The 26,663-nt window shown below is 43.4% G+C and carries 22 protein-coding genes and 1 tRNA gene; 15 read left to right on the top strand and 8 right to left on the bottom strand.

Annotation, left to right across the window (positions count from 1 at the left end; all coding sequences use genetic code 11):
* The first annotated feature begins 44 nt into the window (after positions 1-44).
* The 5 genes from GX089_11110 to GX089_11090 all read left to right on the top strand — a co-directional run bounded on the left by GX089_11110 (position 45) and on the right by GX089_11090 (position 4,633).
* Entirely contained in the window at positions 45-725 is a 681-nt protein-coding gene (locus GX089_11110; GenBank protein NLP03036.1) for a class I SAM-dependent methyltransferase, read from the top strand.
* 159 nt (positions 726-884) lie between these two features.
* A complete protein-coding gene (locus GX089_11105; protein NLP03035.1) occupies positions 885-1,538 on the top strand; it encodes a DUF4332 domain-containing protein in 654 nt (217 codons plus the stop codon).
* An 88-nt stretch (positions 1,539-1,626) separates the two neighbouring features.
* Positions 1,627-2,058, top strand: a complete 432-nt coding sequence (locus GX089_11100; GenBank protein NLP03034.1) for a DUF3795 domain-containing protein — start codon at positions 1,627-1,629, stop codon at positions 2,056-2,058.
* Between the two features lie 98 nt (positions 2,059-2,156).
* The gene (locus GX089_11095; protein ID NLP03033.1) at positions 2,157-2,804 is read left to right on the top strand and encodes a histidine phosphatase family protein; all 648 of its coding nucleotides are present in this window, start codon (positions 2,157-2,159) and stop codon (positions 2,802-2,804) included.
* A gap of 998 nt (positions 2,805-3,802) precedes the next feature.
* The gene (locus tag GX089_11090) at positions 3,803-4,633 is read left to right on the top strand and encodes an RDD family protein (GenBank protein ID NLP03032.1); all 831 of its coding nucleotides are present in this window, start codon (positions 3,803-3,805) and stop codon (positions 4,631-4,633) included.
* Positions 4,634-4,949: 316 nt separating this feature from the next.
* On the opposite strand, the gene GX089_11085 is transcribed toward GX089_11090, so the two are convergent.
* Entirely contained in the window at positions 4,950-6,710 is a 1,761-nt protein-coding gene (locus tag GX089_11085; protein NLP03031.1) for a T9SS type A sorting domain-containing protein, read from the bottom strand.
* Positions 6,711-7,521: 811 nt separating this feature from the next.
* On the opposite strand from GX089_11085, the gene GX089_11080 reads away from it, so the two are divergent.
* Together GX089_11080 and GX089_11075 are read left to right on the top strand one after the other, a co-directional pair.
* Positions 7,522-7,698 (top strand): hypothetical protein, encoded by a 177-nt coding sequence (locus tag GX089_11080; GenBank protein NLP03030.1) that lies wholly within the window; start codon positions 7,522-7,524, stop codon positions 7,696-7,698.
* Positions 7,699-7,885: 187 nt separating this feature from the next.
* Entirely contained in the window at positions 7,886-8,755 is an 870-nt protein-coding gene (locus GX089_11075) for a hypothetical protein (GenBank protein ID NLP03029.1), read from the top strand.
* Between the two features lie 138 nt (positions 8,756-8,893).
* On the opposite strand, the gene GX089_11070 is transcribed toward GX089_11075, so the two are convergent.
* Together GX089_11070 and GX089_11065 are read right to left on the bottom strand one after the other, a co-directional pair.
* Positions 8,894-10,381 (bottom strand): hypothetical protein, encoded by a 1,488-nt coding sequence (locus tag GX089_11070; protein NLP03028.1) that lies wholly within the window; start codon positions 10,379-10,381, stop codon positions 8,894-8,896.
* Positions 10,382-10,540: 159 nt separating this feature from the next.
* A tRNA-Ser gene (locus GX089_11065) sits at positions 10,541-10,630 on the bottom strand.
* A 316-nt stretch (positions 10,631-10,946) separates the two neighbouring features.
* Between GX089_11065 and GX089_11060 the strand changes: the two genes are divergently transcribed.
* The 5 genes from GX089_11060 to GX089_11040 all read left to right on the top strand — a co-directional run bounded on the left by GX089_11060 (position 10,947) and on the right by GX089_11040 (position 18,647).
* The gene (locus tag GX089_11060) at positions 10,947-13,724 is read left to right on the top strand and encodes a TonB family protein (GenBank protein NLP03027.1); all 2,778 of its coding nucleotides are present in this window, start codon (positions 10,947-10,949) and stop codon (positions 13,722-13,724) included.
* 15 nt (positions 13,725-13,739) lie between these two features.
* Complete coding sequence (locus tag GX089_11055) at positions 13,740-14,894, top strand: hypothetical protein (GenBank protein ID NLP03026.1); 1,155 nt, start codon at positions 13,740-13,742, stop codon at positions 14,892-14,894.
* Between the two features lie 315 nt (positions 14,895-15,209).
* Positions 15,210-15,851, top strand: a complete 642-nt coding sequence (locus GX089_11050; protein ID NLP03025.1) for a cobalamin-binding protein — start codon at positions 15,210-15,212, stop codon at positions 15,849-15,851.
* Between the two features lie 10 nt (positions 15,852-15,861).
* Positions 15,862-16,905, top strand: coding sequence for a methylcobamide--CoM methyltransferase MtbA (locus tag GX089_11045; protein ID NLP03024.1), 1,044 nt, complete (start codon positions 15,862-15,864; stop codon positions 16,903-16,905).
* Positions 16,906-16,907: 2 nt separating this feature from the next.
* Positions 16,908-18,647, top strand: a complete 1,740-nt coding sequence (locus GX089_11040; protein NLP03023.1) for a DUF1638 domain-containing protein — start codon at positions 16,908-16,910, stop codon at positions 18,645-18,647.
* A gap of 61 nt (positions 18,648-18,708) precedes the next feature.
* On the opposite strand, the gene GX089_11035 is transcribed toward GX089_11040, so the two are convergent.
* From GX089_11035 to GX089_11025, 3 genes are all read right to left on the bottom strand, one after another.
* Positions 18,709-18,975 carry an HU family DNA-binding protein gene (locus GX089_11035; GenBank protein ID NLP03022.1) on the bottom strand — a complete coding sequence of 89 codons (267 nt, stop codon included), beginning with the start codon at positions 18,973-18,975 and terminating at the stop codon, positions 18,709-18,711.
* A gap of 424 nt (positions 18,976-19,399) precedes the next feature.
* The gene (gene nfo / locus GX089_11030; GenBank protein NLP03021.1) at positions 19,400-20,257 is read right to left on the bottom strand and encodes a deoxyribonuclease IV; all 858 of its coding nucleotides are present in this window, start codon (positions 20,255-20,257) and stop codon (positions 19,400-19,402) included.
* 21 nt (positions 20,258-20,278) lie between these two features.
* Positions 20,279-21,838 (bottom strand): right-handed parallel beta-helix repeat-containing protein, encoded by a 1,560-nt coding sequence (locus GX089_11025; GenBank protein NLP03020.1) that lies wholly within the window; start codon positions 21,836-21,838, stop codon positions 20,279-20,281.
* Positions 21,839-22,089: 251 nt separating this feature from the next.
* On the opposite strand from GX089_11025, the gene GX089_11020 reads away from it, so the two are divergent.
* On the top strand, positions 22,090-22,995 hold the full coding sequence (locus GX089_11020) for a PEGA domain-containing protein (GenBank protein NLP03019.1): 906 nt from the start codon (positions 22,090-22,092) through the stop codon (positions 22,993-22,995).
* A gap of 91 nt (positions 22,996-23,086) precedes the next feature.
* On the opposite strand, the gene GX089_11015 is transcribed toward GX089_11020, so the two are convergent.
* On the bottom strand, positions 23,087-23,635 hold the full coding sequence (locus tag GX089_11015; protein NLP03018.1) for a hypothetical protein: 549 nt from the start codon (positions 23,633-23,635) through the stop codon (positions 23,087-23,089).
* A 95-nt stretch (positions 23,636-23,730) separates the two neighbouring features.
* Here GX089_11015 and GX089_11010 point away from each other — a divergent pair, with 95 nt between their 5' ends.
* Both GX089_11010 and GX089_11005 read left to right on the top strand, forming a co-directional pair.
* Positions 23,731-24,666, top strand: a complete 936-nt coding sequence (locus GX089_11010; protein ID NLP03017.1) for an exosortase/archaeosortase family protein — start codon at positions 23,731-23,733, stop codon at positions 24,664-24,666.
* 112 nt (positions 24,667-24,778) lie between these two features.
* Positions 24,779-25,144: a PEP-CTERM sorting domain-containing protein gene (locus GX089_11005; protein NLP03016.1), complete on the top strand. Its 366-nt coding sequence runs from the start codon at positions 24,779-24,781 to the stop codon at positions 25,142-25,144.
* Between the two features lie 62 nt (positions 25,145-25,206).
* Here the strand turns inward: GX089_11005 and mgtE are convergent, their stop codons facing one another.
* Entirely contained in the window at positions 25,207-26,535 is a 1,329-nt protein-coding gene (mgtE, locus tag GX089_11000; protein NLP03015.1) for a magnesium transporter, read from the bottom strand.
* Positions 26,536-26,663 lie beyond the last annotated feature (128 nt).

Here is a 26,663-nt window from a genome sequence, read left to right as displayed (position 1 = left end):
TTCCTGGCCTCCCAAAGAATTTTAAAGGAGAAAACATGGAAAGAATTGAGAAGGTAAAAAGTCATTTTGAGGAAGAAGCAAACGAATTTGATCGGGTTATTTTAAAGTTGATACCTTTCTATGAGCAAATGATAGAAGCCTTGATCCTTTCGATTCCTTTTAGAAAAGATGATCCAATTAAAGTTATCGATTTAGGATGCGGGACAGGGACTATCGCGTGTAAAATAAAAGAGGCATTTCCCGGCGCTCATATTTTTTGTTTAGATATAGCAGAGAATATGATAAAGATGACACAGATAAAATTAGGAGGGGATAAAAATATTGACTATCACACAGGAGACTTTTACAGCTTTGATTTTGATAAGAAGTATGATGTGATAATATCTTCTCTGGCCCTGCATCATTTGGCGGAAGATGAAGATAAAAAAGCTTTTTATCAAAAGATTTATAGCGCATTAACAGACAGAGGCGTTTTTTATAATGCCGACGTGGTTTTAGGTTCCAACAATCATTTGCAAGAGCTGTATATGTCAAAATGGAAAGAATTTATGAAAAGAAATGTTCCTGTGGATGAGATTGAGAACAAGTGGATGATGAAATACAAAGAGGAGGACAGACCAACCAGTTTAATGAAGCATATTAAGTGGTTGGAAGAGATAGGGTTTAAAAACGTTGATGTGGTATGGAAATGTTATAATTATGCTGTTTATGGAGGGTATAAATAATTTCCAGAGAGAATATCATGCCACGGTTTGAGTGCCCAACTAGTAGCCTATAATGATATCATTTGCGGCATTTTTGGCTATATCTGGACGTTGTGTGAAATTCCTGGGGATAAGAATAAATCCAATATAAAGGTGATAATATGAATTATTCAATCAATTTTGCGAATATCTCTCGGTCAATATAAAGACCAGCTAAAAAAGAGAAGTTTCATCCCAAGCAGGCAGATCTTAAAGGACGAAGCTGATATTCATTTTAATGCTTTTCAAAAAGCTGATATTAAAAATCTTCAACAGCTATTTTCAATTATTAGCAACAAGAAGACAAAAGTTGAATTATTGAAAGATAAAGACATTTCAGAAGAATATTTAACCATTTTACTGCGTGAATTAAAAAGCATTCAATCAAAACCACTGAAGTTATCAGAGTTTAATTGGATTTCTCAAGATGTTATTAAAAAATTTGAAAAGGAAGGCATTTCAAATACAAAAGTTTTGTACGAAAGACTTGGCCGGGCATGTGATAGAAAGAAATTCCTAAATGAAACAGATATTGATGAAGAAAAAGTGATTGATTTGTTGAAATTAAGTGATTTAGTAAGAATTCAGTGGGTTAATTCAACATTTGCGCATATACTTTCAATTTCTGGATTTGACACAGTCAAGAAAGTGTCAATGGCTAATCATGATGATTTGTATAATAAAATTACCAAAAAAAATGAAGAGCTAAAACTGTATAAAGGAAAGATTGGTTTGAATGACATGAAATTATGTATCGAAGCCGCAAAAACGCTTCCTGTAGAATTAGAACTATGATAAAGATCACTCCCCTAGAACAATATTACAGGGTACAGGATGCACGATTGAAACACAGTTACGAATATATCGGTTTTCGGGATCATGAATGCCTTTACGCATAATACCCGATGAGCGCAGAACGACAATTAAAGACATTGCTCCATGCGGTATGAACTGTAGTGTCTGTTTTGCCGCCATGCGAAAAAAAGGGAAACACTGTCCGGGATGTCGTGGTGGAGATATTGATAAAGCCAAATCTTGTATTTCGTACCGGATTCGAAATTGCAACCGGTTAAACAGGAATGCCAAATATTGCTACTCCTGTGATATTTTCCCGTGTTTTAGATTAAAACAGCTCGACGTCCGATACCAGGAGAAATACAGTATGAGTATGATTGAGAATCTCAATCGTATTGAGCATGCCGGAATCCGTGAGTTTGTACGCAGTGAAAATGAACGATGGATTTGCACATCATGCGGGAAAAAACTTTGCGTTCACAATGCCAATTACCCAGATTGCGGACATCCCTGGCGTTAAAAGGTCAGAAAATTCTTCGGTATAGGGGGGAACATTGTACGTCACTGGGCTCGGGCTTAAATACATAAACCAATAAACACACACCGAAAGACAACTTAATGAGATCGGCAACCAAAATATATGCTGTACGACATGGTGAAACTGAATGGAACAAAATTGAAAAACAACAGGGACATCTCAATAGTAACCTGACAGATCTTGGCAGGTTACAGGCAAAAGCTATCGGTGATGGTTTGCGTAAAATACGTTTTGACAATTTTTACACAAGTGATCTTGGGCGTGCTATTGAGACATCAGAGATAATTTCAGGTATTATCGGGAAAGACTTTATCACTGATTTCAGATTAAGGGAAAGAAATCTGGGAATTCTTCAGGAGCTTACAAAAAATGTATTTCAAAGAAAGTATCCTGATGAATGGATAAAATTTACATCAAATGATCCTGAATATGTTTTACCCAATGGAGAATCAATCAGGCAAAGACATGAGAGAGCAATAAAGTGTATCGAAGAGATATCCTCACACAATTTAGATAAGACTATCTTAATCGTTTCGCATGGTGGAACTTTGATGAGTATGTTTCACAGGGCATTAAATTTACCATTGAACCAGAAAAGATCTTTCTCCCTGTATAATGGAAGCATAAACGTTTTCTCGATATCTGACAAAATGGAATGGAATCTTGAGGTATGGGGAGATACTCACCATCTGGAAAAATATGGTCTTGAGACACTGGATGACAATTAAAACAAAGCGGTGTTGCTCAGTGGTCGGCTAATTTTCATTGTCAATGGTGAAAGGTTTAATTAATGACAGGTAGAAATGAACCATGTCCATGCAGCAGTGGTTAAAAAAAATACAAAAAATGCTGTTACGATTTAGATCATACTCCTGATTCTGATCTGAAAGGTAATTTTACTTTTTCTTCCGGCAGTTATAATGGTCCTCCTTTAGGCTATTTCCCATCGATTTTATGTGAAAAAGAGATCTCTCCAGGTAAATTGGAAAAATATTCTTGTTTGGTCAATACAAACAAACACTTTGAAAATGAAGATGATGCTTCAGCATTTTCGGAATAAATCATTGAAATGGTTATATCCAAAAATTTATCACCTCGTGAATTCACACGAATACTTACTGAAGAAGGTTATATAAGAATTGATGATTTTACATTGAAGAGGATACTGAATAGTTTGTTTTAGTTGAAAAGGCTCGCCCAGCCGTTTGGAATCTTATGCAAAAGAAAGCCAGTTATTACAGAGTACAATATTTACAAAACAATAATTTCTAAAGATGCTCTATTAAGAGAAAACATATTGTAGTCGTAAATCTTCGATGTGCAGGAAATATGATTTGAAGAAAGTAAGACCCCGTTTTTTGTTTTCAGGCCCAGACACCCATTCTAAAAACAATAATTCTACATTACAAAGGGCAAATATCACATGAGAATATTGACAAGTATGGCGGAAATGAATTATATCCATTTGTATAAATGGTGCATGATATCAAGATCAAGCTTCCATGGGTACAGCCGGCCATCAACGCCAGCTCAGCATGGCATATACATTACTTGACATGCGAAATACACCATTTATTCCTTCTCGCTTCATAAACGCATATTTCTATCGGGACGTCCTAACGTAAATTGGAGAAAGCGTTCCTGTACAACAGATTTTTCTCATAAGAGACAGGCAAGAAAATAAAGGAATAAAGAACCAATTTAAAGTGATCAGAAGGAGTACAGTATGGAATACTTAGATCAAATAATTAAAATCAGCCTTTATAGCCCGGCTTCTTTTTTTATGTCTCTTGCATTACATTCCTTCTTAATTCTTTTTGTTGCAATACCTGTTTTGATGTTCTCACTGCATCCCAAAAAACGGGCCTTTAATGTCTCTATTACAGCCTCGTTATTCCCATTATTCTGTAGTCTGGCAGGATTCACAATTTGTCTTATACAAACATACAAGGATCTTCAACATTTACCCAAACAATTTATAGCTACAGCATATAAAAACCAAATGCAAGTAGTGTATTCTTCATTGTGGCCATCTATTTTGACTATTATTTTTTTGACTCTCTCAGGTTTAGCTTACAGATTTATTCCAAAGAAATCAAGTACAGATATGCAGTCAAAAGAGCAGGTAATACTAGCCTCCCGTGACACAAGGTTTCTTGGAGCATTAATTGACGGATTAATATTCAACCTTTCTTTTCTACCATTATTATTTGCAATTGTAAAGGGCAAATTCATTCAGAATATATCAATATTTCAACAAATCATTCTCCCTTCAGTCAGCATTTTGACCTTTATCACAATTAATGCTTACTTATTACATAAGAACGGTCAAACTATCGCAAAAAAAGTACTTGGAATTAAAATAGTTGACTACAAGTCACATACAATTGCGAATGTGTTCAGAATAATCTTTTTACGATATGGTTCTTTAGTGTTATTAAGTCTGTTATCAGTTGTTGGGAAGTTTTTAGGATTGATAAATCCCCTTTTTATTTTTGGGAAAGAGAAGCGATGTCTCCATGATCTAATCGCAAGAACTAAAGTTGTAAATACTTGAAAGGACTTTAAACATAAATCTCCGGCCTCTAAACTGGTCAATCTATCGCTGAATTGTATCTAATACAACTGAAGCTATAAGTTGTTTTGGTTCCAGCACTTTTTCACTGTCACATCTATCTGGTGCTTTATAGAAATACCAAAGTTGGACAGAACAGGCAGATTCATGTGGCGGGCGTGATGGAAGTCTGCTCTAACCAGTGCTTCCAGAAGTGAACAGGAACACTGTTCCTGCCTTATTTTGTAAATTATCTACATAATTTAGCTCAAACAATACCATGCAGAAGGGGAAATTCCCTTCTGCATGTATCAATAACTTATTTCAAGGTAATCGGCGTGAATTGTTTTACTCCCATGCCTGTAACATAAACAAAGTACCGGCCTGCGGAGATATTTGATAACGAGTAAGATGCCGCATCATTTGCCTTGTAACTGGCTACTACCTTGCCATTTACGTCCAATACCCTGACCTGCAGTCTGGAACCGTCAACCGGCGAGACGTTCAGGGTTCTGCCCTTTACGGATACCAGCGACATGCCGCCGCGGGTCGCTACTGAGCTGTGGCCGCGGTGTATTGATGTTGCAGTGTGTACCAGTTTAGCGTCACTGATATAGACGGTGCCTGTCGCCTGACCCAGATTGAACGCGAACTGTGACGACAGGTCGCTTGCGTTGCTCATAGTGAACACAAACTGGTATTCCTGATCGGTCGTGGTAAGGTCGAACTCCTTCTCGGCATAAGTTGTATAGGGGTCTGTTGCCATCTGGAACGAGACCTGGATCTTCCTTGCCGCCGATGCTCTTGCCTTGAAGGTAAGCTTGTACATCACACCTTCATCAAGAGCCAAACCGTACTGAACAAGCTGCGGCTGATAGGGTTCAGATCCGGTGGTGGTAACGTTTATCGCCGCGGTTCCGTTGCTTACGCTCGACGATGCCTGGGAATCACCCCAGTATTGACCCTGCCCCAGCTTCCATGACGAGTCATCACCTGTTGAGATAACACTGCTGCTCGGGAAGTTACCGTCCTTTAAAAGGTTGACCGTGCCATCCCCCGATTCCAACTGGAACTTCGCTGTAACGGTAAGGTCTTTGTTCATTGTAACGGTAACCGGGCTTGTAGAACCCGAGGCGTCACCCTCCCAGCCAATAAACTTATAACCGGTGTTGGCAGTGACTGTGAGCTGGACGGATGTGCCTTTGGCAAAGTAGCTGTTGTTCGGGTTTCTGGTCACCGTTCCCGCACCGTTTGGAGAAACGTTCGTCACAAGAGTAAACTCATCACCACCGCTGCTGCCGCCAAGAGTTAGAAGATTCTTTGTTACTTTCGCCGAGCCGTTGCCATTTGGCGAACCGGTATAGGATTCAACTTTCATCGCGACTTCGTACAACGGACAATCCATCATCTTCATACCGGCTTTGTCCCACGCATCAAAGTGCTTGGAAACGGAGATCATTCCTTTTGTTCTGTGGCTGCCGGTGCTCTTTGGAACGCTGAAGTACTGCTTGAAGTTGCCGTTGCCGGTCAGCATGGGCTGGTTGATCCTGTCGCAAACCCAAAATTCATAAAGAATACCATCGATTGTGCCCTCACCCTTTTTTTGGGCGTTGGTGCCGCCGGAAGCCGGGTTATAGCTGCCGCGGTCCTGAATAATGTAGTACTCAATCTGATTGGAGAAATTTGCCGGCACGCTTCCTGAGGGATAAAAAGCCCAGCCATATACGCCAAGCATTTTTACATTGTCGCTGGAAGTCCATGTCGCCTCAAAATCGAGAGTTATGTTACCGATCGATTTGGTAGTTGTGGTGCTTGATTGTCCCCATTTTTTACCGGCGCGGAAAAGAACATTCTCCGTACCGCTCCACGTAGCCTCAAACGTCCCCCCATTGGGGTTAGTGCTGCCTCCTGTGATCTTCATGCTGACATTTCCTCTGTTGTTCTGACTCCAGAGTTCATAGTCAATACCATTACAATTTCTTATTGTACTGGTAGTAAACACATCGCACTGCCCCCAGGCCATTGAAGACCCGATAGCCAGTAACGCAAGCGCCACGGCACATACTTTTTTGATACTCATACAACCCCCCAAACAAAAAAGATTTATGATACACTTATTGTAATGGTCGCAAACAAACGCGGCCATTACCTATGGCTAAACTAACACCTGAACCGGGCTTTGTGTTGTCAATTGAAAACACCATTTGATGCATTTTTAAAGTAAATTACATGTACCTGAAGCATCATGTCAAAGAACATCGAACCAACACTGAAAGAGTATACAAATGAAGATAGGTTCCGAAAAGATGTGAATGCAAGATCAATGTTGCTGTCAGGCTTGCCTGAATGCATAACGATTCGCTATCTTCAACTGGATAAAATGATTCTACATCATTTGCCAGAACCGCTAAGCGAAACAAATCAGGATGAGAAGACCTGTTCCGGAAATACATGAACATGAATGATAACATTTATTAAATATAAGGTGATTTTTCTGAAAATTAATAGATATTTGTATAGACTTCACCGTTCTATTCACCAAGGAGCAAATCGATACAATGCTATTTAAAGCTCTGCTGTTCAGTAAATATTTCCAACGCTTTTATTGCAGGTGATATATGGATTTATGCGAAGACTCGAACATCCGGCAGTTTCTCAGGAGTTCAAGACAGTAATCATTTAAAAATCACCCTGGATAGTTTGAAAATTGAAAACAACAATGTTGAAATCGCTTACTTTTCCATTGAAGATACTCTTTTCTGGTGATTCAATCAAAATTACAAACAATAATGAAATGTTTACATTTTTCAATACCTCCTGGACAAGTAACCATTTTTTCTGCGAACCACCACCAAGTTTCAACATCTGTTCAACAACAGGATACATTAGCAATGAGCCCAGAAAATTTATTACTTACCAGTATTTTCCCTCAAAGGGTTCAGAATGATATTATTATGACAGCAGTTTCGGTTTATGTAAAAGGCGGAATGATTAACAAAGCTGAAATGGTTCAGGTTGATGAATCTACCGCTAAAAAAGAGATGGAAAAATTAGAACCAGTTGATTAAACAACTGCAGAGAGATTTCGGAATATTACAATAAAGACGCCACCCCAATAATGCACTTATATTATGTCAAATCTCCGGTTTGCATACATTAGCAGCCGCAGGCGTTACCGCTGCTTCTAATTTCAGCGCAGCACATAATTTATTTTATACAAATCAACTCCTAATCTGTAAATAACAGGAAGGACAGATGCAAAGAAACACTATACTATCGATTCTTGTTTTATGTATCGCTATAGCGGCCATTATTGCTGCGTCGACAGGGATATTCTCTTCGGGAGGACCCGGCCCGCATGATTTCACATCTATCCATGGCAAAGTTGTAAAAATCTATGGTAAAGGTATATACCAGAACATGTCCGCAGAACTGGTACCTCAGGGTATTGCACAGGACTATGTTACTCTCTTTATCGCCGTACCTTTATTGATAGTTTCGCTTCTTATTACTCTCAAAGGTTCATTAAGAGCCCGTTTTGTGCTCTCCGGCGTTCTGGGATATTTTCTGGTGACATATATGTTTTATATTGCGATGGCTGCATTTAATCCGTTTTTTCTGGTGTACGCATTTCTTCTGGGCACTTCATTTTTTGCTTTATCGTTATCCCTTATTTCAATTGGAGTGGACAATCTGCCCGCATCATTCCGCCCGGGTGCACCTGTAAAATTTGCCGGTGGATTTCTCATTTTCAATGCAATTGTAATTGCACTGCTCTGGCTGAGCATTGTAGTACCACCACTGCTCGATGGCAGCATATACCCCTCATCTCTCGATCACTATACGACCCTCATTGTCCAGGGCTTCGATTTAGGTCTGCTGTTGCCATTAGCAGCAGTATCCGGAATTCTATTGATTCGCAGAAGACCATGGGGGTTTCTCATCGGGCCAGTATATCTGATTTTCCTCTCACTACTGATGTCAGCACTTGTTGCAAAAATCATAGCGATGGGACTTCAGGGGTATAATATCATACCTGCAGTATTTATAATCCCTGTATTCGCACTCGTATCGATGCTCTGTTCGTATTTGCTTTTATCAAATATCAGCCGCAGCACCAAATGATAAATATTAAGTTTTGTGATGAGTGCTCACTTCAACTGTGTTCGGTGAGCACTTCTGCCGGCAACGCGGTTGGGATGATTTCCGGATTCCTGCTTTCGCAGAAATAAAGTTGAGGGAAAAGTGCAGCTTGTGATGAAATCAATCCGCAAGCAACACCCTGTTTTTCAAAACTACTCTTCCGGCCTTCTTTACCTCCAGAAGATAACTTCCACCTATCAGTTCCGAAGCCAGAGGCAAAACAGCCTGACCAGTAAGATTTTTTCTGAAAACGAGTTCCCCTTTCAGGGTGTAAAGTGAAACCATAAGATTGATTCCTGCATTACCGGTTGTTCTCAGAATGTTATTATTGATAGATACACTGAAACCGGCTTTCCCCTCAGGAATATTTGCGGAAACCACCGGATTCACAGTCAGTTTAAACTTCTGCGTACTCTTGCATCCCTGATCATTGGTATAGGTTGCTGTATATTCACCACCCTGATCAACTCTGATATTTGTCAAGCTTACTTCTCTGGTTGATGCGCTGAAGCCACCGGGTCCGCTCCAGCTCCATGATCCGCCGCTTGTGGGATGTGGACCGAATTTTACTGAAGAACCGGCATTTACTGACTTTTCAGCTGTCTGCTGCCAGGCCTCTGAGTTTATCTGAATATGAGGCGTAATGGAGGAGGGTGTGCAGGGTTGATCAGAACAGGATGAAGGTTTGGGGAGCTGAGAACGTAAAGAAGAGATTGTGTTTGCCCAGTTTGAGGCCGGGTTTACCTGTGCCAGTCCAAGAACCCCGTCATTAATGCGATTCCGCAGATTGTTTATATCATCCCAGCGCGAATCGTGCCCTGTTCCGGCCCCTCCAACCCCGTAACCTGCATCTGCAAAGATTGGTTTTCTGAAAGTCCTGTATGTCCATGCCCACTTGGGAAGGCTTGGTGACCAGGAATCACTTATAAATTCTGTATCCCCTCTGCTGCTTCCACCCGATGTATGGATAAAGGAAAACTGATCCATTCCAAGAGCCCCATACCAGTTCTTCTGCCATGTTGTATCACGCCATGGAGAGATATCGATCGAAAAGTAAGCTGAGGGGCAGTTTGACTTTATGGTGGAGATCATATCTTTCATCAGTTGACCGGCTTCCTGATAGCTCAGACCTCCTCCCTCCTGCATGTCCAGAGTATACTGCGTAAAGTCTGCTTCCATCAGCCATACACTCGGCTTATTTCCCATTATGTTATTGACTCCCCGGGCAAAATCAGCGTAGATATTGAGAATCTTTGCCCTGTTCTGCCGGATATACTTTGCGCCTCTGCGGCAGAGATTGTTGTTTTCATCAACGTTGCAGTCCTGAAGGCCCATGTCGCGGCGGGCGGCAAATGCGATGATATATGTGTGGTTTACCGGCACCTTGTTGTTGTTACGGCACACCTCATAGTATTCTCCTATATTAAATGTCTCAGAGGTGCCAATCCAGGGCCCGGTAAGATAATCAACCTGCTGCATCAGAGCATTGTTGTTTCTGGCCTTTTCCCAATCAGTACCGAAATGAAACCTGCAGTCCGGAAAGATATTCTGACCATTTACGCTTATACAGAGTGATAAAAGAAGGAATGGTATAACCCTGGTAATCATAACTGCCCCTTTTTAGTGTGCACGATATTATTGATAATATATTGATTATTGGGGCTTATTTGTTAGTTATAAGGAAGAAAGTGTTTACCTCTGGGGAACAACTCATTATACAGAAATGAAATACCCCGGCCTGAACAGAAATCAGGTCGGGGTATTTTATGGCGGAGAGGCAGGGATTCGAACCCTGGGTACGGGAACCGTACACACGCTCTCCAGGCGTGCCCCTTAAACCAACTCGGACACCTCTCCGCAAATTTTGATAAGTCTTTAAAATAATTTCCGGTAAACGTGCAGGTGTAACTTTCAGACAGGAAGTCTTTTCTATTATGTCATTTATATATTTCCCCATTCAGCCGAAATGGAAATCACATACGTTTGCCTCTTCTCCCGCTGTTGCTCAAACGTATATTTAGTTCTGTACCAGAATTTCCTGCGTTTTCCACCCGGGTAATTCCGTTACAAACTGTAACTTCCCCAATTAAAACAAGAAATTGTTTTCTTAATCAGGTTAATAAAATGAGATAATACATCTTTAAATTAAACCAGATTAATCAAAGGTAAAAAAATGATAAAATTACCCCTCATCTTTCTTCTTTTCTGCCTGAGTACTCAGGGCCAGGAAAAACCTTCAGGCACAATCACTGAGGAACCTGAAGAGATTTTACTGGAAATTGATGCCGATGCCGATACAGAGCCAGTGGCTGAAACAGAGGAGGATTCCCTTCCCCCGATCGAGAAAATGCCTGAGCTTTTGACATTTATAGAGGCGGATTACCCTGCTGAACTGGTGAAAAAGGGGATCGAGGGGGCTGTTTTGCTTGAACTGCTGGTAAACGAAACCGGTGGTGTCGACAGTGTAACTGTGTTAAGAGGATTGGATCCACAGCTTGACAGCAGCGCGGCAGCGGCATGCAGGCTTTTCAAATTTACTCCTGCAACCGCCGATGGAGACAGTGTCGCTGTGCTTCTCCAATACGAGTACCGCTTCAGTCTTCAGGAAGCTGTAGACTCGATTCCTGAAACCGTCAATTTCCTGGGAAAGATACTTGAAAAGGGCACCCGCGCCCCTGTTGCCGATGCCATGGTGGTTCTGACTTTCAATGATACTCTTTCAGACAAAACTCTTCCTCTTCCCTTCAGAGAGTATATAAAAAAGATTGCATCAATACCCGGGCAGCGGCTGGAGGAAGGCAAGCTTGTAACTGAATCTGACTCTCAGGGTGTTTTCCGTTTTTACAGTCTTCCTGCCGGTACTGTAGAAGTTTCGGTTATTGCCTCAGGATACAGTTCCTCCGGAACAAAGGAGACAATAACAAAAAATGAGGAGCTTTCTGCAAATTATTTCATCGAGCGCCATTCCTATTCCGACTATGAGATAGTGGTATATGGGCAGATAGAGGAAAAAGAGATCAGCAGGCGTCAGATGTCAATTCAGGAGGTCCGCAGGATACCCGGACTTGGAGGTGATGCGATCAGGGTTGTACAGGCGATGCCCGGGGTGGCGAGGCCCTCTTTTGGATCCGGTGATATCATAGTCCGGGGGGCGCCATCATGGGATTCACGGTTTTTCCTTGACGGAGTGCAGCTGCTTTCACTCTATCATTTTGGAGGTCTCAAATCTATTTACAATTCCGAAGCTCTTGAATCGATCGATTTTTATCCGGGCGGATTCGGGACACGGTACGGAGGAGCAATAGGGGGAGTAATAGAGATAAACGGCAGAGCGGCAAAATCCGACAGATTTCATGCACAGGTGGATGTCAGTAATGTCGACGGGTCATTTCTGGTAGAAGGTCCGGTAAACGAGAATGTAAAAGTGCTTCTTTCAGGCCGTCGCAGCTTTATTGGTGAGATTCTGGGTCTGGCCGCGAAGATGGCAGAGGACCAGTTTCCGGCAACACTCTCACCTTTTTACTGGGATTACCTGTTAAGAGCGGATGCCGGTTTGCCGTCAAACCACAAACTCTCTTTCACTCTTTTCGGCTACCGTGACAGCATGGGAATAATCTACCCTGATTTGCGGATCGGCTCAGAGGAGGTTTCCGAGGCCAGGGACAGACTTGGGATGAATCTTTCTTTTCATACCGGAATCCTGGGCTGGGACTGGACACCTGACAATAAGTGGAAAAATTCTTTCCGATACAGCCTCAGTTACGGCATTCAGAGAGTCTCAGTTTTCGGTATCATGCGTCAGGATGCAGATATGTTGACCAGCTATTTCAGGGATCAATTGACTTATACATTCAACCGGCACTGTGCTTTAAACATTGGAGCAGACATTCAAAATATCTCCTATGACATGGAACTTGTCATTCCCTCTGCCAATGGTCTGTTTCAGAGAGATTCCAATGAAAACTGGCATTTCGGAGTAGTTGGGGCATACCTTAATCTCGAATGGAAACCCATCGATGAACTGCTTATCATTCCGGGAATCCGTTATGATTATTTCCCGGAGCTTATATATGACGGATCGATTGTGCCTGAATTCTGGAGTTATCAGGGATTTAACAACAGCAGGGGTTACAGCGGTGAGCCCTCAGTGCGTCTGAATGCCAGGTATGAGGCATTAAAAAATCACACTTTCAAAGCCGCAATCGGCAACTACAGCCAGACCCCCCAGCCCATGGGTCAGGTAATACACCAGAAATGGGGTGTCCCATCAATGCCGGCAACCAAAGCTGCACACTATGTTGCCGGACATGAGTGGAAGATAACAGATCTTATCAACTCGGATCTGCAGTTTTATTTCAATAATCAGTGGGACATTCCAAGGATGGCGGAAGGAGCCGAAATCGCAAAGTCTGAGAGGCTCTGGTACAGTAACGGCAGAGGCCGGATGTACGGTATGGAACTGATGCTCAGGCATTTACAAAACGAGAGGTTTTTCGGTTGGATCGCCTATACTCTCTCCAGAAGCGAACGTTATGATCGGTCTGAAAAAAAGTGGGTACTGTATGGAAAAGATCAGACCCATAACCTGCAGATGCTTGGGAGCTGGCATTTAAAAAGAGAATTCGATCTCGGTTTCCGTATGCGGTTTGTCAGCGGTGATCCGACTACCCCCATTATCGGGGTTATCGAAAGTGAAAACAGCAACTATTTTTTCCCTGAGTATGGAGAGACAAACTCCTCCCGTGTAAATCCTTTCTTCCAGCTTGACATCAGGCTTGACAAAAAACTGGTGTTTGATAAATGGATGTACTCTTTTTATATCGATCTTCAGAATATCAGCTGGTTTCTATACAAGAGTCCGGAGATGGAGTTTTACAACTACGATTATACGGAAAAAATGACATTCAGCATGTTTCCCATGCTGTCAGCCGGAGTAAAAGCCGAATTTTAAGGGAGAAAAATCAATATGCTGAGACTTATAAGTATTCTTATGCTTCTTTTCCTGGGATGTACCACTTTCCCGACAAAATACGAGAGGATCGAAGAGGACAAAGTCCGTCTTATCGATTTCATTTATGAACCTCCGGAAGCATCACCTGGAGACACGGTCAATGTCAGAGCTGTTTTCAGCGGACGGAAGGTCCTGCCTGAAGACCTCTCCTGGAAAATATCCTGCAAAGTACTGAAAAACTACCAAGGTGTCGACACAGCTCTCGATGTACGACCGCTTGAATACAGTGCTTCTGAGTGCTATTTCTCCGAAAATACATCGTGTATCTCCTTCGATATGGTCATACCCCGGAACATAATAAGGGAGAGCCCGTCTGTTCCTGAGAACCTGCTTTCTTTATTACCTGAAAAGTACCGGAAGATGATCCCTGATGAGTTTGCCAGACTTAAGAAGAACGATCTGCTTAATATGGTCGAAATGATGGCATCACAGATTAAAAAAGCCGATGAAGCGGCTCTGAAGCAGATATCTTCCCAGTACGACTCTATAATGGAGTTTCTTCCCCAGATGCTTCAATACCTGACCGTACAACTGAGAATTTTTGCAAAGGTAGATAACTGGCACACAATACAGAGTGATTATTCTGTCCGTTACAACAGCATCTTTTCGAGACTTCCCGGAGCTGATGTTTTTGTAAACACAAACCCTGTAATCGATTCTGTGGGAATTTACATGGTTGAGGGGAGGGGGCGGCAGTATTATGATCCCGCAGAGAAAAAGCACAAGTTTCTGAGACTCTACGGGCCTGATGATCCCGGCAATGTCATTCAGGAGGTATTAATTGACACAAGCAATACATCCTATTTCGTTGTCGCATTTACAAGTCGAAAAGATCCCGAGGTGACAATAGAGGGGAATCTCATGACGGAAGACCACTGGACCAGCTGGTATTACAAGCTCGATCCTGAGGAGACCGAAGGTGTTTCCCGTGATGATTTCATGGACATTGTCAGCATGGGAGATCCTATTTCTCTGTTTATCACCCCCGCCAGCAGGAAGATAAAAACATTTACCCTGTGGCTTGAGGTAACTGACAGACTGCTGAATGTAGTGAACAGGCCCCAGGGTTCAATGGTCAAAGAGGTAAGAGGCAAGTTCCGGTATAAGTAAGCTTACCAGGTTCCTGCTTTCGCGCGATGTAAAGATAAATGTATTGCTTGTAAAATTCATCTGTCACCTCAAGGATGTCATGCCTGTGAAAACAGGCATCCGGTTTCCTGTCTTCATCTCTTCTCATTCATCTCAGCACCCCCACATGATACTCTATCAGTCGCCTGGATTTCTGCTTTCGCAGAAATGACGTGGAGGTGAGGGTGTTGCTTGTAAGGAACACTTGTCGCCCCTGGGCATCATTACCTGTCTGGCACAATTTTCGCAGCTTCTTAAATGGCTTTATCACGCAGCTCCATTAAAAAAGGAAAAAATGTGGCAACGGACATTTCTGTTACAGAAAGGTTTCAAAAGGCCCTATTAGCCGTTGACAGGATCAGGGCAAGGGAGGTAATCGAGGAAGCGTCTCAGAAAAGCGGGCTGATAAGCAGCATTGAGGAGGTTATCGTTCCTGTTCTGGAAGAGATTGGAAAGAAATGGGAAAAAGGTGAAATAGCCTTGTCACAGTACTATATGAGCGGGCGTATATGCGAGGAATTAATCAGCAGGCTTTTCCCCTTAAACCACAGTAACATCTCATTTCAATCGAAGATTGCCATTGTTACGCTTGAGGATTATCATCTGCTTGGAAAGCAGATTGTTTATTCATTTCTCTACTCAATCGGATACAAGATCCGTGATTACGGGACTATGGTGGTTCCTGATCTGATAAAACGCTCTCTGGAAGATGACATAAGGCTGCTCCTGATCTCTGTGCTTATGCTTCCATCCGCACTCCGGGTCAAGGATGTCAAGCAGGGGTTTATAAAAGCCGGAAAAGAGGTAAAAATTGCAGTGGGTGGTGCGCCTTTCCGGCTCGATCCACAGCTATGGAAAGAAGTAGGCGCGGATATGGGGGGGCGGACCGCATCAGATGCCATAGATATTGTTTTACAATTTTTAGCTGAATCCAGTTGAGATCAGATTTATGAAACCCGAAATGACATCGATGCAAAGGTTCACTTCCGCAATAGAGCTTCAGGAACCTGACCGTATTCCACTGCTGTTATTGCTGTCACTGCATGGCGCCAGGGAATTGGGCTTGCCCATAAGGGAATACTATTCGCGGGCGGAAAATGTCGCTGAAGCACAATTACGCATGAGAAACAGGTTCCATCACGACTGTCTATACGCTTTTTATTACTCGGCAATAGAATTTGAGGCTTGGGGAGGGAAGGTTATCTTCAGAGAAAACGGACCGGCAAATGCGGGAGAGCCTTTTATCAGGGACCCCGGGCAGATTAACGATCTGGCGGTTCCGGTGATCTCACAGCAGCATTCCCTTACCAGAGTGCTCAAATCAATAGAAATCCTCAAAGCAGAAGCCGGCGATGAGGTACCCATTCTTGGGGTTGTGATGTCCCCGTTTTCTCTTCCGGTAATGCAGATGGGGTTTGGAAGGTATCTGGAGTTGATTTATGAAAACCTCGAGATGTTTACCGGATTGATGCGTGTCAATGAAGAATTCTGCGTTGCATGGGCTAATGCTCAGTTGAATGCAGGTGCGACTGCGATCTGTTATTTCGATCCGGTGTCATCAACGACGATTATCCCAGGGGAGCTTTATCTCCGTACCGGGTTTGAGGTAGCCCGGCGTACCATTTCCCGTATCAAGGGACCTGTCTGCACCCATTTTTCATCAGGGCGCTGTCTCTCTATTCTGGACAGGGTTTCTCTGACAGGAACAAAAGCCGTGGGGGTCGGCAGTGAAGATGATATAAGGAAAATAAAGGAGGCAACCAGAGGGAAAATAGCTGTAGTGGGAAATCTCAATGGAATCTCGATGCGCAGGTGGACCAGAGATGAAGCCGAATTAAAAGTAAAGCAACTGATCAGAAGGGCAGGGATTGGCGGGGGTTTTATACTGGCAGATTCCCACGGCGAGATTCCTCTTCAGGTGAAGGAGGAAACGCTTTCAGCAATCAGTGATGCTGTTTTCAAATGGGGACGGTATCCTCTGGACTGGATCTGAAAATGAGCGAGAAAGTTTTTATTTTTATCTGTGAAAATCATCTCCCGGAGGTCAAGGCTGCGGCAAAGACGGAACAGCTTGACGATGTGGAAGTTGCCCGGCTCCCTGTATCATGCCTGTATCCCATGAAAACCGGAACCGATGAAATCATCAGGACTATCAGGGAGCAGGCTGGGAGTTCTGATTGTATCTGCATTTTTGACTATTCACTAAATGTAGAAACAGGAACCGAACTGGAAAAGCAGTGCACACTTGTACGGTTGTCAAGCTGCTTTGAGCTGTATACTTCCCCTGAAGTCATTTCAGATTACCTCAGCAAAGGCTTTTATCTGATATCATCCGGTATGCTGTCCAATTGGCGAAAGAATATGGAAAAGCTGAGACTCAAACGGGATACAGCCCGGGAGATGTATTCTCAGTCAATCAAAAAACTTTTATGGCTGGATACCGGAGCAGGCGAAAACGCCCAGGAAGAGATGGAGGCATTTTCCGCTTTCCTTGACATTCCATTTAACAGGGTTACTGTTGGTCTTGGCTATACCCGTCTCTTTTTATCGAAGATAGTTCTGGAGTGGAGGAATAGAAAGGAGAGGAAGAGAAATTCTGAGGATCTGGAGTATCGCGAACGGCAGATCGCTGATTTCGCCATGGCACTGGACCTGATAGGTGAGATTTCCGTAATGTCCTCAGAGACGGTAGTAATAGAGAATATCTTAAAGCTCTTTAATGCAGTATGCGCTCCGAAAGCTCTCATTTACATACCTTTGGCAGACCACAAATCCGGAAAACCTGTATTCTGTCCGGGGTCGGTCAGGATTAGTGAAGATTTCATTTCCAGAGTCGTTAGAATGGAGACAGAGTATATCAGGACCGATTCAGGGGACGGTTTTGCAATTCAGATAAGGCGCAGAAATGAACCAATGGGTGTAATTATCATGGAGAATTTCGCCTTTCCACAGTACAGCAATTACTATCTCAACTTTGCATTATCCGTAAACAATGTGATCTCACTTGCTGTATCAAACGCCCGCGCCTATGAAAAGCTCAGTGAAGCCAGAGAAGATCTGATGGTGGCCAATGAGGAACTGGAGGCATTTTCCTATTCAGTGGCACATGACCTCAGAACACCTTTACAGGTCATTAACGGGTTCGGAAACCTGTTAAAGGATGAGTATGCTGAGACACTGGGGGGTGAGGGCAGGGAATACATCCACAAGATACTGACATCAGCAGAAAGGATGTTCCAGTTGATAGATGATCTGTTGCGTCTGGCAAGAACTGGTACAGGTGAGATTTCCCTCACTGATACCAACCTGTCAGAAACAGTCAATACAATACTCGATTCCCTGATCCGAAAGGAACCCGGCCGGAAGGCGGAATTCAGGGTTGCAGAAAATGTCAGAGCGATGGCGGATGCTCAGCTTATGATGATAGTGCTGGAGAATCTGTTGAGAAATGCCTGGAAATTCACGGAGAAGAATCCGGAGACCTTTATAGAATTCGGGGAATTTGTGCTGGAGGGTAAGCATGTTTTTTTCATCAGAGATAACGGGGCAGGATTTGACATTGGGAGAGCAGGAGAATTATTCCTTCCCTTCAAAAGGCTTCATTCCGGGAAAGAGTATCAGGGTACAGGGATCGGGCTTACGATAGTAAAGCGGATCATTCAGAGACACGGAGGAAAAATCTGGGCCAGCGGTGAACCCGGCAAAGGAGCGACCTTCTACTTTACCCTGAGATAAACTGTGTTTTCTTCGGGGTTTAATAAACAAAGAGCCCGGATTTCCGGGCTCTTTGTTGTTTTTATCTGACAATGTCTTTGAAGGCTTTTCCGGCTTTGAATCTGATGTTCTTTGAGGCTTTGATTTTGATGGTTTCGCCGGTTTTTGGATTGCGGCCGGTACGGGCTTTACGTGTAGAAACACCGAAAGAACCGAAACCGATGATATTTACGCCCTTTTTCACGTTCTTTTTGATGTTTTCCAGAACGGAATTGACCGCTTTCTGCGCAGCGTCTTTTGAGCCGCCCAGATCCTTTGCAACTGCAGCAACCAGATCACCTTTGTTCATGAGAACCCCTTTTGTTTAGGTTGAGATGCGTATAACAGATCACGAGGATCCAGCCTTGATTTTCCTGAATAAATGATTTCCTGATTATTTAATGAAATAAGATTCCTTATTCTTATTTGTATCTGAATTTATTCAGATACAGATTTTATCGGACCCCTCCGTGTTTTTACATTAAAAACATTTTGTTCTATATGAAAAGGAGCTGGTTTTCTGAAGTAAAGCGAACAGGATTTCGATGAAGAATAAAGAAGGTACAGATCAGAAGATTTTCCGGTTTTTTTAAGAATTATCTCTTTGCCTGTGAGCATATTCCGGTTCCAAAAAGCCCTTATTTACCAAGGTTAAATCATTAGTAATATAACATTGATTCACAAATAAAACAATTAATATTTTGCGCCGGACAACCGGAGAAAAGTCAGTGTTTTCAGGGTTCTGAGGATGGTGAGACCATCTCATAAAGCATGGCAATTTCCCCGGCCCAGAGCGACTCATCTATTGTCTCCAGCACCAGAGGCAACTCCTCGAAACGGGGATCATTCATAATAAAACGGAAAGCATCAGTCCCCAGCTCCCCCTTCCCTATCGAGTGATGTCTGTCCAGCCTGCTCCCCAGAGCAGCTTTGGAATCGTTAAGGTGTGCTCCCCGGAGAAACCTGAAACCGATTATTCTATCAACTTCATTCATGGTTTTTTCGTAAGCGTCCTTTGTGCGCAGGTCATAGCCTGCAGAGAAAGTATGGCATGTGTCCAGACAAAATCCGATCCGCGACTTGTCATGTACCATTCTTATTATTTCGGCTATGTGTTCAAAGATAAATCCCACGTTGGATCCCTGTCCGGAGGTATTCTCCAGGACCACGGTAACCCCTTCTGTCTTATCAAGAGCAATGTTGATCGAGGCAGCAATAATCTCAAGACACTCATCGACAGTGCACAGGTTAAGGTGGCTTCCTGGATGAATGTTGAGCAGGGGGAGTCCCAGCAGATTGCATCTGTTGAGTTCATCGATCAGAGCGTTGAGTGACCGGGTGCGGAGATCCTTGTCAGGATGGCCGATGTTGATCAGGTAGCTGTTGTGAGCCAGAACATGCTTTGGGAGAAATCCGGAGTCGGAGAGATTTTTCCGGAACGCATCGATTGTCTGGTTGTCCAGTGGTTTGGCATCCCATCGCCGCTGATTCTTTGTAAATAATCCGAAAGCAGTTGCCCCTACGGCAGCCGCATTGAGAGGTGCGTTGAAAACCCCGCCGGTAGTGTGAACATGCGGCCCCACTCTTTTCATGATATCTCCTTTTTTACCCCTTCATTTTGAATATCCAATATCCATGCCGGAGAGATTGCTCTGAGGTCCTATCATATACTCATCTTCATCCCTGTTAAGATAATGGGGATCTTCACTGATAAATGGTTCATTCAGTTTAAGATACACACTGTCAGCCATCATCACTCCCGCCTTGTTGCCGAAAAAAGCGGTGTTGGGAGTTGTAAAGAATCCAAGGCCCGGCTCCGAAGGATCCCTGCGTATTCCATAGTATTCATTGAAAGTCAACAGTGATCTGGCAATTGTAACCGGCCTGTTGGCTACCTCAAGCCTTATCCCATCAAGGCCATTATCGGAGATTGTAGCATTTGAAAGCATAATAGCGGCAGAAATGGAATTTATTCCATAGGCCCGGTTATGGGCGACAAGAATATTGTCTGCCACCAGCCCATGCTCAACCGAATGGGTTCCCTGAATTCTGACACCGGAACCACTGTTGTGATAAATGATACAGTTCCGCAGTTCGACATTGCTCTGAATAGCCTCAACACCGTGCTGGCTGTTATTGCGGAAAACACAGTTTTCAAACAAAATCCGGTCACAGTTAAATTCCAGTTTTACACCGCTGTTTGCACCATCGGCAAATATCAGATTGTAAAAGCGGATATTCCTGCTTTCGGTAAGGAAAAATCCGGCCGGGTTGATAATTGTATTCATAAAAGGGGAACCGATAACGACTATGGGCGGTCCTCCGTTGTCTCCCACGTTCAGAAAAGAGAACTGTGATGTGATCTTTATGCTGTCCAGATAAAGAGTATCACCCGGCTGGAGAGAGGGGATTATTGTTTTTAAAGATTCCGGGTCGGAGTGTAACTCCTTGCCACAATAGGCGATCTGCATCAACCGGGATCTATTATAGGATATTATAGTATGATTGTCTATTTGTACTTGACGGTTAAAAATGTCGATACTGAGCCTATTTGAATCTTTCATCTCCTGCCCGTAGCCCTGCCATCGTTTCTGCAGAGAGTCCCATTTACCGGTAACAGGTGCCATCATTGCGAAAATAGAATCTATCGTTTTCTTGCTGTAAACCCCGTGGGGAGTGCACTCCTGGTTTCCCGATGATATCAGGGCTGCGATTTTAAGAGACTCGATACTGAAAACTTTCCTGCACTCCTCAAAAAGCTGCGTATCCTGCAGTTCAACAAGAAAATCCAGAGTGTCGAGGAGATTCTGAGTATCGATAAGGCTGCATTCGGTAGTGATACGGTTCAGGGAATCGATCTTTCTGTTATGCTTGCGCAGAGAGTCGACAGTTTTCGCTGTGACGGGATTGGATTTAAGGATAGAGTTGTTTATCCGGCTGATACTGTCAAGAATAAAAGCCAGACTGTTCCATGAGGAATCTGTGGAGAGAATTGCATTCAGTGAGGAGTCAATTGCCGGAGTTTGTCTACTGATAATTTCACTTTTCAGCACTTCTGGACAACTGTTAACCGGGTCCCAGGGATTATCGCGATTGATACAGAAAAATGAAAGAAGAACCAGCGGAGCCAGCAGTGTACTGAAACGCTTTAATGAATGCAGAGTGCCCTCCATTTCTCAATATATGAAAATACTTAGATTTTTCTTAAATATGCAATCTGACGATCACTGATTAAGCTGATTAGGCTGATTACGGTGATTTAAATGTGGAAAAAGATATTTAATTTTATTTGTATCGTAATCGATGAAGTGAACGTGGTTGTGGGGATAATCTGCTTTAACAAAATCAGGAAGCAGTTTGATAAAAGGTGAATTCATAAGTATATTAACTTGCAGGCAGTTAACAGCTATATGAGATCCCGATAATGCAAGTAAAAAGCAAAAAATTCTCCCTTTGCCTCGCTACTCTTCTCCTTGTTTCTTTTTCTTTTCAGGCATTTCCAAATGATTGCGGCCCCGGAAAAAAAGCGCTCCATTATCTCTGCGATGTATCTGTAATCAACAACATCGGCAGCGGCTTCTCTGCAGACTTCATGGAACAGTTGAAGAATCCTCTCAAAGAGATCGGCTACTGCCTGACAGTATTTAGCCCGGATGTGCTCACTGACAGCTCAAAAATTAACGACCTTGTGATGAATGTCTCTCTTTTTTATCCTGATTCCGATTCTGTTGCAGTCCTGCTGATCGGACTTCAGAGTATTGAGCTATTTCAGCAAAAAGAGGTGTTTGAAAACCCTCTGATCTCCCTTGTCTACGAACCGGGTGAAATCTCCACCTTCAAATCTGTTCTTGTAAAGAAAACAATAGAAAATCTCAGGACCGAATATGTCTGCCATTTAAGGATCCAGTCCGCACCCGAAGGAGTAAGAATAAGGGGAGAATCCGGGCTGGAGGGGTCAACACCGTTAGAGTGGATACTGCCGGTGGGAAACATGGAGATCACAGGTGAACTCGATGGATATGAACCGGTGCACCGCAGACTCGATCTCAGCAAGCCTGGAATTCATACCTACCTTCTGGAAATGCGGAAACGACAGTTCTATACCTCCAAATTTATCTATCCAGCAGCGATTTTCGGCCTGGGTGCAGTTACCTGCTTTGCCGCAGAAAGATACTATTACTCAAAGTACATGGAACTAGGCAGAGAAGATTTCTTTAATCATCCGGAGAGGTTTGAAAACACGTTCAACAGAGCAAAGACTTTCGAAAGGGCAGCGCTTACATCACTTATACTTTCGGCAGTCTCTTTTACGCTCACTTTCTGGTTTTGACTCTCTGTTTTTCTACCCGTGAGAGCCAGAGAATGTAACCGGGATTGTCCTGCATGTCTACTGAAGTTCCTGAAACAATGAGAACAGGTTCTCAAAAGAGGAATTTCATACCAAATGTAAATTTTATCACCTCATTTCCCTCCCCCACCTTTCCCTTCATTTCCGTAAAACCCGTGATAGATGATGTGAATGGGATATCGATTCCACCCATGAAATTGACTGCCACACCCATATCGGTGTAATCGCGATCTGTGCCGTTGAGATATTCCAAGTTTTGGTACTCATATACCGCCGCCAAGCCCATTCCCCCATAGGGCCTGACCGTTATGCGCTTCGGGACAGGGAAATAGTAACGAACATCACCGTTTATAGCCATCTCAAAACAGGTCTCATCTACTCCCGGCCTCTCATCACCGGAGATCCAGAATTCTATATTCGGGAAGAAATGAAGCTCCCCGGCATTACCCAGACTAAAACCCAGGTCCATAAGCCCCCCCCACCCGAAAGTAGGATGAAGGCGACCATCGGGAACCACCAGACTGACGTTAAAACCTGCTCCTGTTCTGATATATGACATTCCGGAATAAGCTGATCCTGTGATCATAAGCAACGAAGCTAAAAATATAACCGACTTTCTCATCACCAGCCTCCATTTCACTATTCATCCCTGATAACAAGTAATTAGAAGATAAACTCAAAATACAGAGTGGCATGTTTGATGCACAATATTGGGTTATGATCGCAAAACTTATACTCTTCTGTCCAATTCTTGCCGTGGCGGTTTATTCTTTCATCGGCCCTGTGATACTTCTGGCCGATAAAATTTCAAAACAGAATAACTGGATACTTCTGGTTTTTCCATTCCTTCTTTTAATGCTCTGGATCAGACGAGATGAATTATCAGAGGCTAAGCGGGAGAAAAGTGCCATCATTGGGGGAGCGACGATGTGTCTGGTTGCTTTGCTTCAAGGCTCTATCGGCAACAATTTTCTTCCCTTGTTTTTGATTGAACTCTCCCCTTTCCTGTTTCTCAGCGGTGTTTTTTATGCGCTTCTGGGATGGAAAAGAGGGACATTTCTTCTGTGGCCCACAGGTTACCTGGTTTTTTTTCTGATCATAATTCCCGAGATTACTCCTGCTCTGATAAGAGCCCTTCAGATTTCCAGCACAGTTGGTTCATGGTTTCTTCTCCATATCTGCGGTCTCAATGTAAAGATGCAGGGGATTTCGCTTATCTTTCCGAATGTAACTTTAGATGTCAATAAATCCTGCTCAGGGATAAACCAGACAGTGGCACTTCTGGCATTTGCGTTTCCCCTGGCCTGGATAAAACTTGATAAATATTATAGACGGCTGCTGCTTATTCTTCTGTCAGTCCCTCTGTCGGTCGTTTTCAACATATTGAGAATAACACTGATAGGATTCTGGAATTATAAAGCCGAACGGTTTCACACCCATGGTCCCTTTGATGTGCTTCTTCTGCCTCTGGTCTACCCGGCGTTACTTATTGTCCTTGTTTTTTTGTCAAGGATAATTTCAGGACGGAATCGAACAGGCAGTAAAAGCGATCCAGACTCCTGTTCTGCAAAGAGCAGTGAAAAAGAACAGATGAAGTGTTCAGAGATGGCACAGACTATGCATTTACATTCTATTGAAAACTGCTCAGGATAATGCGTTCTGTCTGACAACCGTAAGTGAAGGCTTGTCAACAATAACACCCATTGACAGGCTGAGGGTGAAGGTATCAGTGCTTTGCGCGGAAACCTGACCAGATAAACACGTAATGGTTCAATTGACTCACCCTAAGGAGGTTTTCATGAAAAGTGTGTTTTATTCTGCGTTTCTGGCTCTTATCTTCTCTGCTGCCATGACGTATGCAAACCCCTGGTCAGAAGGTGATTTTGAATACGCCGGCTTGCGTTCACAACAGACAGAAGTCTCCTTTGTGGTCAATGCGGATTTCTCAGATGAGCTTTATGCTATGGGTGGACCGAAAGGTCCTGGGCCCAATAAGCCACCAAAGCCACCAAAGCCACCAAAGCCACCAAAACCGCCCAGACGTTCTGTCCCGGAGCCCTCAGTTGTGCTCTTAATGATCACAGGAGTCTCTGGCTTGTACATGTTAAGCCGTCATTTCAGGAAAAAATAAGTACTTTCCGGAAGAGGGCACTCTGGTTAAGAGTGTCCTTTTCTATTCCTGTCAGAACCTGTTTATCCAATCCCCAGAATCATTCTCGCTATCAGGAAATAAATGACCAAACCTGAGGCATCGACAAGTGTAGATACAACAGGGGCACTCATCACTGCCGGATCAATTCCGATGCGTTTAGCAAACATGGGAAGAATCGAGCCTGCAAAAGCAGCCAGTGATGCTATTGACAACAATGAAGCAGCCAGCACAGCTGCAATATCCCATCCGAAAAATGGCCCTACAACCGGAAAAGAGATGGCTCCCATAATTAATCCCAGCAGAAAACCAACCCTTACCTCTCTTGCAAGTACACGCAACAGATCAGAGAAATAAACTTCACCCAAAGCCATTGCCCTTATAATGATAGTTGCAGACTGGGACCCGATATTTCCCCCTATTCCTATCAAAAGAGGAATAAAAAGAGAGAGCTTTATCGCATTTTGAAGAGTTACCTGGAAAATGTTGAGGACATTGACAGTAAGAGTAGCTGCAAAAGCAAGAACAAGAAGCCATACTGCGCGGTTGCGGGTAAGCTTATAAAGTGATGCCGAAAAGTAAGGTGTGCCAAGTGGTTCGGAAGCACCGATACGGAAGATATCCTCGGTATCGCTTTCCTGAAGGACTTCCATAGCATCATCGAATGTCAATACACCCACAAGTTGGTTTTCACTATCAAGAACAGGCAATGCAGCAAGTCCTGTTTCGAGGAGCAGTCTTGATGCTTCCTCCTGATCCTGGTCAGCTTTGGCAAAATAATTTTCCTCTGTGACAACTTCACCAACCTTCTGGGATGGATCAGCCATGACAAGGTCACCAAGATCGATCGTTCCGATCAGCTCCCCTTTTCCGGTTGTGACAGGAAGAGAATAGATAGCTTCAACACCCCTTCCGGACCTCCTCACTTTGGCAATCGCATCCTCAACAGTCATATCTTTCCACAGTTCGACAAACTCCGGACTCATGATCCTTCCTGCAGAATTCTCTGCATATCCAAGGAGAATTGAGGTCAGACGGCGTTCTTTGAAAGAGAGTCCCTCAAGGAGCTGTTTTGCCAATCGTGGCGGCATCTCATCGAGCAGCTTCGCCCTGTCATCCGGTTCCATGTTCTCCAGGATATCACGGACATTGCTCTCACGGAGTGCCTTTAAGATCTCCTGTTGATACGAAGTATCAAGCATTTCGAAGACATCAAGGGAGCGGTCTTTGGGAAGGAGTCGAAAGGATAGAGCACGGTATTCAGGATCAACACGGGTGAGCGCTTCAGCAATCTCCAGTGTGCCTGTGTCAATAAGCCACTGGCGAAGCCCCTTTAAATCTCTTTCCTCAATAAATTCAGCTAATTCATCCATGCCTGTAACCCGTTTTTCCTGAAAAAGCCCCCCTGAAAATAAACTCTGACATCAAATGGAATGAGGGTTTTTGCAATAATTTCCAGTAAAAAAAATTGAATCAGCCACTCTACCAGGCCCTGATTTAT

The organism is Fibrobacter sp. (genome assembly GCA_012523595.1).
Classification (GTDB): domain Bacteria; phylum Fibrobacterota; class Chitinivibrionia; order Chitinivibrionales; family Chitinispirillaceae; genus JAAYIG01.
Note: the sequence above shows the minus strand (reverse complement) of the source record. Positions and strands in the feature narration are given on the sequence as shown.

What these genes read in the sequence shown, in the direction of transcription:
- GX089_11060 (NLP03027.1), top strand. Translation starts at nt 10,947, where the DNA reads ATGATAAAATTACCCCTCATCTTTCTTCTTTTCTGCCTGAGTACTCAG.
- GX089_11090 (NLP03032.1), top strand. Translation starts at nt 3,803, where the DNA reads ATGGAATACTTAGATCAAATAATTAAAATCAGCCTTTATAGCCCGGCT.
- GX089_11040 (NLP03023.1), top strand. Translation starts at nt 16,908, where the DNA reads ATGAGCGAGAAAGTTTTTATTTTTATCTGTGAAAATCATCTCCCGGAG.
- GX089_11005 (NLP03016.1), top strand. Translation starts at nt 24,779, where the DNA reads ATGGTTCAATTGACTCACCCTAAGGAGGTTTTCATGAAAAGTGTGTTT.
- GX089_11080 (NLP03030.1), top strand. Translation starts at nt 7,522, where the DNA reads ATGAGCCCAGAAAATTTATTACTTACCAGTATTTTCCCTCAAAGGGTT.
- GX089_11055 (NLP03026.1), top strand. Translation starts at nt 13,740, where the DNA reads ATGCTGAGACTTATAAGTATTCTTATGCTTCTTTTCCTGGGATGTACC.
- GX089_11045 (NLP03024.1), top strand. Translation starts at nt 15,862, where the DNA reads ATGAAACCCGAAATGACATCGATGCAAAGGTTCACTTCCGCAATAGAG.
- GX089_11085 (NLP03031.1), bottom strand. Translation starts at nt 6,710, where the DNA reads ATGAGTATCAAAAAAGTATGTGCCGTGGCGCTTGCGTTACTGGCTATC.
- GX089_11020 (NLP03019.1), top strand. Translation starts at nt 22,090, where the DNA reads ATGCAAGTAAAAAGCAAAAAATTCTCCCTTTGCCTCGCTACTCTTCTC.
- GX089_11075 (NLP03029.1), top strand. Translation starts at nt 7,886, where the DNA reads ATGCAAAGAAACACTATACTATCGATTCTTGTTTTATGTATCGCTATA.
- GX089_11100 (NLP03034.1), top strand. Translation starts at nt 1,627, where the DNA reads ATGCCTTTACGCATAATACCCGATGAGCGCAGAACGACAATTAAAGAC.
- GX089_11015 (NLP03018.1), bottom strand. Translation starts at nt 23,635, where the DNA reads ATGAGAAAGTCGGTTATATTTTTAGCTTCGTTGCTTATGATCACAGGA.
- GX089_11025 (NLP03020.1), bottom strand. Translation starts at nt 21,838, where the DNA reads ATGGAGGGCACTCTGCATTCATTAAAGCGTTTCAGTACACTGCTGGCT.
- GX089_11010 (NLP03017.1), top strand. Translation starts at nt 23,731, where the DNA reads ATGATCGCAAAACTTATACTCTTCTGTCCAATTCTTGCCGTGGCGGTT.
- GX089_11035 (NLP03022.1), bottom strand. Translation starts at nt 18,975, where the DNA reads ATGAACAAAGGTGATCTGGTTGCTGCAGTTGCAAAGGATCTGGGCGGC.
- nfo (NLP03021.1), bottom strand. Translation starts at nt 20,257, where the DNA reads ATGAAAAGAGTGGGGCCGCATGTTCACACTACCGGCGGGGTTTTCAAC.
- mgtE (NLP03015.1), bottom strand. Translation starts at nt 26,535, where the DNA reads ATGGATGAATTAGCTGAATTTATTGAGGAAAGAGATTTAAAGGGGCTT.
- GX089_11095 (NLP03033.1), top strand. Translation starts at nt 2,157, where the DNA reads ATGAGATCGGCAACCAAAATATATGCTGTACGACATGGTGAAACTGAA.
- GX089_11070 (NLP03028.1), bottom strand. Translation starts at nt 10,381, where the DNA reads ATGATTACCAGGGTTATACCATTCCTTCTTTTATCACTCTGTATAAGC.